Here is a 10,637-nt window from a genome sequence, read left to right on the forward strand (position 1 = left end):
AAGACCTAGTCTCCATCTGGGAAGAGTTCCTGGGAGGGCAGGAGCGGAGGCACCTTGTGTCGACTATCGCCGACCTGTACCCCGATGTTAGAAGCATATACGTGGACTTCTCCAGCATTGAGAAGTTCGATCCCGACCTCGCCAACTACACCCTCGTGAATCCGACCCTGTCGCTGCGCTCGGCGGAGGAGGCCATCAAGCGTATGGTCTCACATGCTCTCACGAACCCATTCGTCCATTTCCGCATCAACGGGCTTCCGCGCGATTCGCGCATAGAGGTCAGAAAGCTGAGGGCAAAGCACCTCGGGAGTTTCGTGTCCATCGAGGGCCTGGTGCGGAAGGCGACGGAAGTCAGGCCCAGGGTGACCATCGCGGAGTTCGAGTGCGCCAGGTGCGGACACAAAATCACGGTCGAGCAGGAAGGCATGCTCTTTCACGAGCCGCTCGAGTGCTCCAAGGAAGAGGGCGGATGCGGCCGAGGCACCGGCTCTACGAAGTTCAGGCTTCTCACAGATCCGTCCAAGTTCGTGGACACCCAGAAGATAGAGGCCCAGGAGCCACCGGAAGGACTGAGAGGAGGCGCTCAGCCCGAGAGGCTAGTGGGCTACATCGAGGACGACCTCTCGGGTCGTATCTCTCCCGGAGACAGGGTCATCCTCAACGGGATCCTGAGAAGCCAGCAGAAGGGCACGCAGGTCAAATCGACGCTGTTCGAGATACACATGGATGTCAACTCGGTGGAGTACGAGGAGCACGAGTACGAGGAGATACTTATCACTCCCGAGGACGAGCTGAAGATACGCGAGTTCGCGAAGTCTCCGGACATCTTCGAGAAGGTCATAGCGTCTATATCGCCCACGATCTACGGCTACGATCAGGAGAAGGAGGGCCTAGCCCTGCAGTTGTTCGGGGGCGTTCCAAAGACGATGGATGACGGCACCAGGATCAGGGGGGACATACACATCGCACTCATCGGTGACCCAGGCACTGCCAAGTCGCAGATTCTGAGATACATGGCGCAGCTTGCCCCCAGAGGCATCTATACGTCCGGGAAATCGTCATCCGCAGCGGGCCTCACTGCCGCTGCAGTCAAGGACGAATTCGGAGAAGGCAGGTGGACCCTCGAGGCGGGCGCTCTTGTCATCGCGGACAAAGGACTCGCGTGCATCGACGAGCTCGACAAGATGAACGACCAGGATAGGTCCGCCATTCACGAGAGCCTCGAGCAGGGCACGATCTCAGTGGCCAAGGCTGGGATCACGGCCACTCTTCAGTCCAGGTGCGCAGTCCTCGGAGCAGCGAACCCAAAGTACGGCAGGTTCGATGCGAACAGGAACATGGCCGAGCAGATCGACCTCCCGCCCGCACTTCTGTCCAGATTCGATGCCATCTTCACAATGACCGACCGGCCGGATTCCGAGCAGGACAAGAAAGTGGCCGCACACATCCTCAAGGCGCACAGGAGGGGCGAGGTCATGCTGCACGAGTCGCCCGAGAGCATCACACATGTTGACGTCGCTGAGATACTCAGAGATAGCTCAGGCCTGGTGCCGGCCATGGATCGTGACTTCCTTAGGAAGTACGTCGCGTACAGCAAACGCATCACCCCCGTCATGAGCGACGAGTCCATTCGTACGCTCCAGGGGTATTACGTCTCCATCAGGAAGCTGGGCGAGGGCGAGGAGGCCTCCGTGCCTATCACCGCGAGGCAGCTAGAGGCGCTGATACGTATGTCCGAAGCCAGCGCGAGGGCAAGGCTCAGTACGATCGTCGACACGGACGATGCGAATCGCGCGATCAAGATAGTTGAGTACTACCTCAGCAAGGTTGCGAGCGAGGGCGGCAGGAGGGACATAGACCTCATCGCGACAGGCACGAGCAGGGTTCAGAGGGACCAGATCTATGTGCTGAGGAACCTCGTGCAGCAGCTCGCAGATGCCAAGAGGGGCGTGAGCGAGGCCGAGCTGGTCCAGAAGGCCGGGTCGGAGAACATATCGGAGGACAGAGTGAGAGCGCTGCTGAAGAAGCTGAGCGATGCGGGTGAAGTCTATTCGCCTCAGCCAGGATACTTCAAGCTGGCGAGCGAGGAGCGCATCGGATGATATGCATCAAGGTCCACATGCAGGGCACTGAGACTGTCGTTGCCGCCTGCGACTCCGACATAGTTGGAAAGACATTCAGGTCCAAAGACCTCAAGATACATGTCTCAGAAGGGTTCTACAAGGGCGACACGGGCGACGAGAACATGCTCGTCAGCAGACTCGAGATGGCGACCATCGCCAACCTCGTCGGCGAGAAGACCCTTGAGATAGCGATCAAGCACGGGTTCGTCGACCCTACCAGCGTCCTGGTCATCGGAGGAGTGCCGCACGCGCAGATGGCGAGGATGATGTAGTTGTTCTGCGTCGAGTGCGGCCGCGAAGGCGAGCTCATAGGCTCCCTATGCGAGGAGTGCTATTCCAAAAGGCATGTCCAGCCGTCTCTGCCAGACCATGTCGACGTGACGCTCTGCGCCCACTGCTCCTCTATGCAGACGGAGAAGGGCTGGGAGGATGTCGGCTCCGTCAAGGAGGCATCGGAGCGCGCTCTCAGGCAGGCGCTGGTCCTCCCAAAGAATTCGAAGCTCTCGGACATGCGCGTGCAGCTCGGCGAGAAGGACGAGAGGAACCTGGATGCCAAGGTGAGCGTCCTGCTGACCGTTCTGGGCCATGAGTTCGAGCGGGAGCTCGGCACTATCGTGAGGTTGAAGCGCGGTTCCTGCACCGAGTGCTCGAAACAGCAGGGGAATTACTACGAGGCGATACTCCAGGTCAGGGGCCCGGGTCGTGATCTCACAGAGAGCGCTCAGAAAGACATCGAAAACCTTGTCCAGAACAGGGTCGCCACAATGAGGAAGTCAAGCAGAGGAGCATTCGTCAGCAAGATCGAGCGTGTCAAGGGCGGGCTCGATTTCTACTTCAGCACCAGCCCTGCCGCTAGGAGCCTGGCGAAGGAGATACGGGAGTCCTTCTGCGCGGAGTACAAGGAATCATCGAAGCTCTGGGGCAGGCGCCTGGGCAAGGAGATCTACAGGATGACCTTCCTCGTGCGGCTGCCAGGGTTCTCCCGAGGCGACATCGTCGAGCACCAGTCACGGGAATACCTCGTGCGCGGAATGTCCAGAGGGATGATACGCGGCGTCGATCTCAAGACGGGCGAGGAACGCTCCCTCAGGATGAAGGAGGCAGACGATTGCACGCTGATCCGCACCGGCGCTCAGGTGCTGAAGGCAGTCGTGCTGGTGGAGAGGGAGAGCGAGCTCCAGGTCCTTGACCCGGAGACCAACACGCCTGTCGACTTGCGCAAGCCAATCGGCTTTTCTCGAAAAGGCGAACACGTGAGGATCGTGAAGACGAAGCTCGGGACGTTCGCCATCAGTGACAGCTGGTAATCGTCTCGATTCTGACTTGTTCCACCAAAAAGGCATTAATTATCTAGTCTCATACACCGGCCGAGAGGTCCGACAAGTTATGGTTACTGAAGCAGATGTTTCGAATGCCACCGTCGAGCTGCTCCGGAAGACAGTCGTCAAGCTCCCCGCGGACGTGGAGACGGCCGTCAGGAAGGCCTACGCCGCTGAGACCGACGAGGTACCGAAGATGCAGCTCAAGGCGATCGTGGACAACATGGACATGGCGATCAAGGGGAACACCCCGATGTGTCAGGACACTGGTGTGACGATCTTCTACGCCACGCTGCCCAAAGACTGCAAGGTCGATGTCGCAAAGGGCATCGTAGAGGGCGTCAGGAAGGCCACGAAGGAGGTCCCGCTGAGGCCGAACGCAGTGCATCCGATCACTAGGAAGAACCCTGGCGACAACATTGGCGAGAGACACCCTTACATCAACTGGAAAATCCACGACAAGGACTACATCGAGATCACGGTGATGACGAAAGGCGCAGGCTCAGAGAACATGAGCCAGCTCGCGATGCTGACGCCGACCCAGGGTCTCAAAGGGATCAAGGAGTTCATCCTCAACTCAGTCCTGAGGGCCAGCAGCAACCCGTGCCCGCCTACGATACTGGGCGTGGGAATAGGCGGCTCGTCCGATATCGCGATGAAGCTCGCCAAGGAAGCGCTACTGAGGCCGATCGACGAGAGGCACAAGGACCCGGAGATCGCGAAGCTCGAGAGCGAACTGCTCGAGGCCATCAACATGTTGGGCATCGGCCCGATGGGCCTTGGTGGAAAGACCACGTGCCTCGGTCTGAACATCGAATATGCGTATTGCCACACGGCGAGCCTGCCCGTTGGCTTGAACGTCCAGTGCTGGGCCGGCAGACGCGGCACCGTCAGGATACATCCAGACGGCAAAGTCGCCTACCCGACCCATGAGAGGTGATCCAAGATGCCAAAGAGGTTGAAGACCCCATTGACGGAGAGCGATGTCCGAGCGCTGAAGCTGGGAGAGACCATCTATCTTGATGGCATCATCTACACAGGAAGGGATGAGGTCCACATACATGCCCTCGAGGGTCTGGAGAAGGGAAAGAACCCCCCGGTCGACTTCAAAGGGTCCGCGCTGTTCCACTGTGGTCCGATCATGAGGAAGGTCGGGGACGAGTGGCAAGCAGTCGCCGCAGGTCCTACGACATCGTCAAGGATGAACTCTCTGGAACCTCAGTTCATAGAGAAGTTCAGGCCCGGGGCGATCATAGGCAAGGGCGGCATGTCACAGCCGACAGTCGATGCCATGAAGAAGTTCGGGGCTGTGTATCTCGCAATCACCGGCGGGGCGGCCGTTCTGGCCGCGAAGGGTGTCAAGAGCGTGGAGGGCGTCGAGTGGTTCGAGCTGGGGATGCCGGAGGCAATCTGGATCCTGAACGCCGAGAACTTCGGACCACTGACCGTTGCGATAGATGCGAGCGGCAACAGCCTGTTCGCAGATGTCAACGCGAAGGTCAAAGAGAACGAGAAGAAGGCCCGTGCGAAGCTCGGCCTCGCCTGAAGATACAGACAGACGAGCGGGCCTACTCCCCGCCCTTCTTGATCTTCCTCACTTTCTTTTCCTGCGAGTCAGGTGCTTCTGAGGACTCCTCGGCTGTCTCAGCGTCCTCCGTCTGTTCACCTTCCTTCTTCACTTCCTCTTCAGCCTCATCGTAGACTGCGGGAGCGGACTCAGGCGCTTGGAAGGTGCGTATCCTGAGGTATACCGCTACTGCGAGAATCACTATCGTCAGGAACAGTGCCAGGATCATCATGGAGTGTGCCATGTCGAATCCGAAGATGAACCCCTCTCCCACCCCCCTCCTGAGGGGATTCATGAAGAACCTGTGGTTCGTGGTGTCGTTCTCTCTCACCTCCAGTTGACCGATCTCGAGAGGTCTGTAACCATCCTTCTCGAACTGGATGGTGTAGTTCCCGTCCATGAGTCCGGGGAAGACGAATTCGCCATTGATGTTCGTGTATGTCGACTGCGTGTTCTTGTTCTCGGCGATAATCGTGATCAACACGCCTGAGAGCGGTGAATTGGAGTCTCTCGCAATCACGGTGCCCTGGAGGAGGGAGCCGGGCATGGCGGTTAGATTCACCTCTAGCTGCGTCTCCCCTCCCGCCGGGATCATGATTCCCTCGATAGTCTTGGGGGAGTAGCCAGTTCTTGAGGCGAGGACCGTGTATGTTCCAGCCGTGAGGTTCCATATTGCGAAGTTGCCATCGATACCCGATATGCTGTAGAACTCGGTTCCGACGACAGAAATGTTCACTCCTACCAAGAGAAATGAGCCCGATTTGACGATCCCGTAGAGCCTCGTCGGTTTCTCGGTGAGGTTGAAGTCTACACCCGCGGTCACATTCCCTCTTGTCACACGGATGTCGACGCTGGTATTGGAGAAGAACCCGTCCTTGGACGCGGTCAGTGAGTAGATGCCCTCAGGGATGTTGGTGATGTTGTAGCTGCCGTCGGATCCGCTGCTGACAGTCAGGGTGACCGACCCTACCTGCACTGACACATTCGTGTTGTCGAGCGGGGAGAAATCGTCGGCGCAGTAGACATGACCTGAGATCGACCCGTTCTGGGATATCAGGACGAAGTGCTTCGTGACACTACCGCCCAGGGGGACCACGATGGCCTGGAGCGAGCTCGGGACATACCCAGAAGCATTCGCGGTAACGGAGTAAGTGTTAGCGGGTATTCCCGCGAGTTGATAGAACCCATCCGCGGGGGAAACATCGGCCGAGTAGCCGAGAGGGGTTATGGTCACGTTCGCTCCCGTCACTGGTTTGGGCGACCCTCCCGAGATGGTCGTGACCGTGCCTTGGATGAATCCGCCGTAGACCGTGAGATCGATGTATGCGGTCTCGTTCTCGATCAGGTCGACGGTTGCCTGGTAGCTATCCCTGTACCCGCCCGCACTGGCGTTAAGCTGGTATGTGACAGGAGACCCAGACTCCCCGGCCGTCAAGTTCGTCAGCGCGACCGTCCCGTTGATTGCCGTTAGGTTCTGCCACGATATGCCGTCTCCCCATGTCTTCACGGTCGCTCCGGTCAATGGCCTCCCGACATCGTCTGTGACGTTGACTATGAGTGTCCCCGAAGGCCAGGTCTGCATCGCTGCGGCCTTCTTCACAGGCTCCTCGTTTGTTCCTGGGTCGAAGGAGAAGAACAAAGCTGTCGACAGCATCAGAAAGACGAGCGTAAGCGCCAGCGCGCCCAGCATTGAAACCACACGTCTAGTCATTCGGTCCACTTTTGTTCTTCATCGGCTAGTTCAGATAAATACGTTTGCCGATGTCCCCGCATTTTCCATAGTCCCTGACAACCATTTAATATCAACACTGAATAACGAAGCAAGATTGACGGTCAAGCACCATGATTACCAAGACTACAGATAAGCGGTCAACCGAGGGCGTTCTGTCCCTGATGCACCCAATAGTGTCAGAGTGGTTCAGAACGAAGTTCGGCGATGTGACCGAAGCTCAGTCCATGGCCGTTCCATTGATTCACGAGCGGAGGAATGTGTTGGTGTCCTCGCCCACGGGATCGGGCAAGACGCTCACCGCCTTCCTATCCATTCTCAACGAGCTCATCCTTCAGGCTGAGAAGGGCGCGCTCGAGGACCGGATATACGCGGTCTACGTGTCTCCCCTGAAGGCACTGGCGAACGACATAAACGAGAACCTGATCAAGCCCTTGGCGGAGATATCCGAGCTGTTCAGGGTCAAAGGATTATCTCCGCCTGGGGTCAAGGTCGCGGTAAGGACGGGGGACACCCTCCCGAGCGAGAGACAGAAGCAGGCAAGGGTGCCTCCTCACATCTTCATCACAACCCCAGAGTCGCTCTCCCTCGTGCTGTCGACGCCGGTCTTCAGCACGAAGTTCGAGGATGTCGACTACGTGATAGTGGACGAGGTCCATGAGATATGCGACTCGAAAAGAGGCGTCGCGCTCTCGGTCGCGATTGAGCGCCTCCAGAGCTTCTGTCCCAAAGAGTTCGTCAGGATAGGCCTGTCTGCGACCGTGGCCCCTCTCGAGCAGGTGGCCGAGTACCTCGCAGGTCTTAAGGATGGACGCCCGAGGGATGTCAACATCGTCGAGGTCTTCGCCCAGCGCGACCTCGACCTGCAAGTCATCTGCCCGACGAAGGACATGACGGCCCTGTCGTTCGAGGTCGTGAACTCGAAGATGTACGATTTGCTCAAGGAGATGATCGAGCAGCACAGGACGACTCTGGTGTTCACAAACACCAGAAGCGGAACCGAGAGCGTTGTGTACAAACTCAAGGAGAGGGGCCTGGAGAATATAGGGACACACCACGGGAGCCTGAGCCGGGAGACCAGGATGGAGGTCGAGGGCAACCTGCGAAACGGTGAGCTCCAGGCGGTCGTCTCCTCCACCTCCCTTGAACTCGGGATTGACATAGGGTCCATAGACCTCGTGGTGCAGATTGGCTCTCCAAAGTCCGTCGCCAAAGGTCTTCAGAGGGTCGGCAGGGCAGGCCACCAGTATGGAGGCACGTCGAAGGGCAGGATTGTCGTCTTCGAGAGTGACGACTTAGTCGAGTGCGCGGTTCTGTGCCGTGCGGCCCATAGGAAGGCGATCGACCGCGTCACCATCCCGATGAACTCTCTGGACGTGCTTGCACAGACACTCATCGGTATGTCGATCGAGCGCAAGTGGAAGGTAGACGAGGCCTACGCCCTGGTAAAACGGGCATATAACTACAAAGACCTGACAATGGGCCAGCTCGAGAGCGTTCTCCGATTCTTAGGAGGGAAGAACGAGTTTCAGGGCATATACTCGAAACTCTGGTACGACGAGAAGGAGCAGACGTTCGGGAAGAAGCGCGGCTCGAGGATGATATACTATCTGAACCAGGGGACGATTCCCGAAGAGGCGGACTACAGGGTGTTCTCGGAGCGCGGGTCGCCGGTCGGGTCCCTTTCCGAGAAGTTCGTGGAACGGCTGTCCCAGGGCGACATATTCGTGCTCGGGGGCAGGAGCTACGAGTTCATCAAGTCGAAGGGCACGAAGGCCTTCGTGAAGAGCGCCAGCGGCAGGAAACCTACCGTGCCTTCATGGACGGGCGAGATGTTGCCTAGGAGCTTCGACCTTTCCGTCATGATTGGCAGGTTCCGAGAAGAGATGGAGCAACGGCTGGGCAAGATGCCAGAGTCAGAGATCGCAGCCTGGCTGATGGAGGAGTTCGATGTTGATGAGGGTTCCGCGACGACCATCGTCAACTACTTCAAAGAGCAAAGGATCGTCGCGAAGATCCCGACGGATACAAGGCTAATAATCGAAGGCTATGTCGACGCCTCCGGGAACAAGAGCGCAATATTCCATTTCCCTTTCGGCAGACGGGTCAACGACGCGATGAGCAGAGCATACGCATTCTCTCTATCCGGGAAGCTGAAGTGCAATGTCACGGTCTCCGTCACGGACGATAGCTTCATGCTGACCGCCTCGAAAGGTTTCAGGCTGGAGGAGCTCGGGGACGTGCTCAGGTCCGAGGATCTGGAGAAGGTCCTCAGGAAGGCGGTCCGGGATTCCGAGCTCTTCTCCCAGCGCTTCAGGCACACCGCGACCAGGAGCTTCATGGTCCTAAGGAACTACAAGGGCAAGGAGCTCTCTGTCGCCCGCCAGCAGCTGCGGTCCAGCAGGCTCCTCGATGCGCTGCACGAGCTCGACGACTTCCCCGTTATGGTCGAGACGTACGAGGAAATACTGACTGAAGTCATGGACCTCGGACATGCGAAGGAGGTTCTGGAGAGCATAGAGAAGGGAGAGCGAACGATAGAGTATCTTCCGTTCTCGGGCGTGCCCTCTCCCTTCGCCCACAATGTAATCCTGGTTGGAGTCTCGGACATCGTGCTCATGGAGGACAGGAGCATGCTCCTGAGGGAGCTGCACAGGAAGGTCCTCGCCAGGGTTCTGGGTGAGGAATCAATTACGGAGTATCAGTTTGACACGGAGAAGGTCGAGGGTTACTTCGCAGCCAAGTTCCCGAAGATATCATCGAAGCAGGACATACTCGACACGCTCAAGCTGGTAGGCCCGATGAATCTCTTCCGCGAGAAGGGCGAGAGCATATACTCGCACTCGCAGCAGCCATTTGACGAGCTGAGAACATGGGCTGGAGATCTTCTACGGGAGGGAAAGGTGCGTTCGGTCTGGATCGGCGAAGACGTTTACATCGAGACTGAGGACTTCCAGCTCTACTCGTGCCTGCATCACAAGGACCTGACCCACGGCCCAGTTGAGAAGAAGGTCATGGCAGCCCTCGGGGAAAGCCACGGGAACCTCCAAGAGCTGGCAGGCGCGCTCGCCCTCGACAGAGGAGCGGTCCGCGAATCTCTCAGACGCCTGGAGACGGCCAGCCAGATATGTCGCTCTGATGTCAAGGGTGATTCCTATCGTTACTCGAAGGTGGACACAGGTTTCAGGCCCCGCAGGGATTGTCTCAGAGAGGCGATCGAGAGACATCTCGCCTATCACGCACCGATCACTGTCGAAGACGTTGCGTACGAGGTCGGCGTATTGGAGCATGAGGCCGAGGAGACCTTGCACGAGCTAGTCTCATATGAGACCGTCGTCTCAGGGAGGTTCATCGTCGGCGAGCAACAGCAGTACATGCTGGCCAAGGACTACCTCCGTCTGAGGTCGGAAGGCCAGCCGGTCTTCGACCGCGAGACTGTCAGGGCCTATAGCGAGGCGAAGCAGTTCGCGAAGGTAGGCTCCATCAAGGGCTATTTCGAGAAGTTCGGAGAAGCTGGGATGATCTATGACATCTTCCAGAGGGTCCAGGACTTCGACATGGAGGAGTTCGGTGATCTGAGGAAGAAGGGCGAGATTCTCCTCGGTAGGTTTGTTCGCGGGCGGCTCAGGTACGTTCTGGCCAGTGATGCTCCTCATTATCTCGGCGTCTACAGAAACGATCGCCTGGACAAGTACGAGCTCGAGATCATGCGTGTCATCAACAAGCTGGGGTCGGGGACCTTTCAGGAGATCGCGTCTGCCTCGGGATTCCCTCCGGACATCATGAGGGAGCACTTCGACTCTCTCGATCGAAAGGGATACCTGTTGCGCGAGTACGACGAGGCCGAATCATGGAGTTCGAGGAACGTCTATACTATCTGCGGCATAGAACCTGCGGCA

7 protein-coding genes are annotated in these 10,637 nt (G+C 58.0%); 6 read left to right on the forward strand and 1 reads right to left on the reverse strand.

The features are described from left to right. The first annotated feature begins 14 nt into the window (after positions 1-14). The 5 genes from KJ653_08965 (at position 15) to KJ653_08985 (ending at position 4,988) form a co-directional block, all read left to right on the forward strand. Positions 15-2,102: a minichromosome maintenance protein MCM gene (locus tag KJ653_08965; protein MBU0685958.1), complete on the forward strand. Its 2,088-nt coding sequence runs from the start codon at positions 15-17 to the stop codon at positions 2,100-2,102. Further along, positions 2,099-2,395: a DUF424 domain-containing protein gene (locus tag KJ653_08970; GenBank protein MBU0685959.1), complete on the forward strand. Its 297-nt coding sequence runs from the start codon at positions 2,099-2,101 to the stop codon at positions 2,393-2,395. Before KJ653_08965 ends, KJ653_08970 begins: the two co-directional genes overlap by 4 nt. Continuing rightward, complete coding sequence (locus tag KJ653_08975) at positions 2,396-3,430, forward strand: hypothetical protein (protein MBU0685960.1); 1,035 nt, start codon at positions 2,396-2,398, stop codon at positions 3,428-3,430. A gap of 79 nt (positions 3,431-3,509) precedes the next feature. Continuing rightward, positions 3,510-4,382, forward strand: coding sequence for a fumarate hydratase (locus KJ653_08980; protein ID MBU0685961.1), 873 nt, complete (start codon positions 3,510-3,512; stop codon positions 4,380-4,382). Positions 4,383-4,388: 6 nt separating this feature from the next. Next, positions 4,389-4,988: a FumA C-terminus/TtdB family hydratase beta subunit gene (locus KJ653_08985; GenBank protein MBU0685962.1), complete on the forward strand. Its 600-nt coding sequence runs from the start codon at positions 4,389-4,391 to the stop codon at positions 4,986-4,988. A 22-nt stretch (positions 4,989-5,010) separates the two neighbouring features. On the opposite strand, the gene KJ653_08990 is transcribed toward KJ653_08985, so the two are convergent. Continuing rightward, positions 5,011-6,729 (reverse strand): carboxypeptidase-like regulatory domain-containing protein, encoded by a 1,719-nt coding sequence (locus KJ653_08990; GenBank protein ID MBU0685963.1) that lies wholly within the window; start codon positions 6,727-6,729, stop codon positions 5,011-5,013. Positions 6,730-6,851: 122 nt separating this feature from the next. On the opposite strand from KJ653_08990, the gene KJ653_08995 reads away from it, so the two are divergent. Further along, the coding region (locus tag KJ653_08995) for an ATP-dependent helicase (GenBank protein ID MBU0685964.1) at positions 6,852-10,637 on the forward strand (3,786 nt) is incomplete at its 3' end.

Source organism: Candidatus Thermoplasmatota archaeon, from assembly GCA_018814355.1.
Taxonomy (GTDB): Archaea; Thermoplasmatota; Thermoplasmata; order UBA10834; family UBA10834; genus COMBO-56-21.

What these genes read in the sequence shown, in the direction of transcription:
- KJ653_08970 (MBU0685959.1), top strand. Translation starts at nt 2,099, where the DNA reads ATGATATGCATCAAGGTCCACATGCAGGGCACTGAGACTGTCGTTGCC.
- KJ653_08980 (MBU0685961.1), top strand. Translation starts at nt 3,510, where the DNA reads ATGGTTACTGAAGCAGATGTTTCGAATGCCACCGTCGAGCTGCTCCGG.
- KJ653_08985 (MBU0685962.1), top strand. Translation starts at nt 4,389, where the DNA reads ATGCCAAAGAGGTTGAAGACCCCATTGACGGAGAGCGATGTCCGAGCG.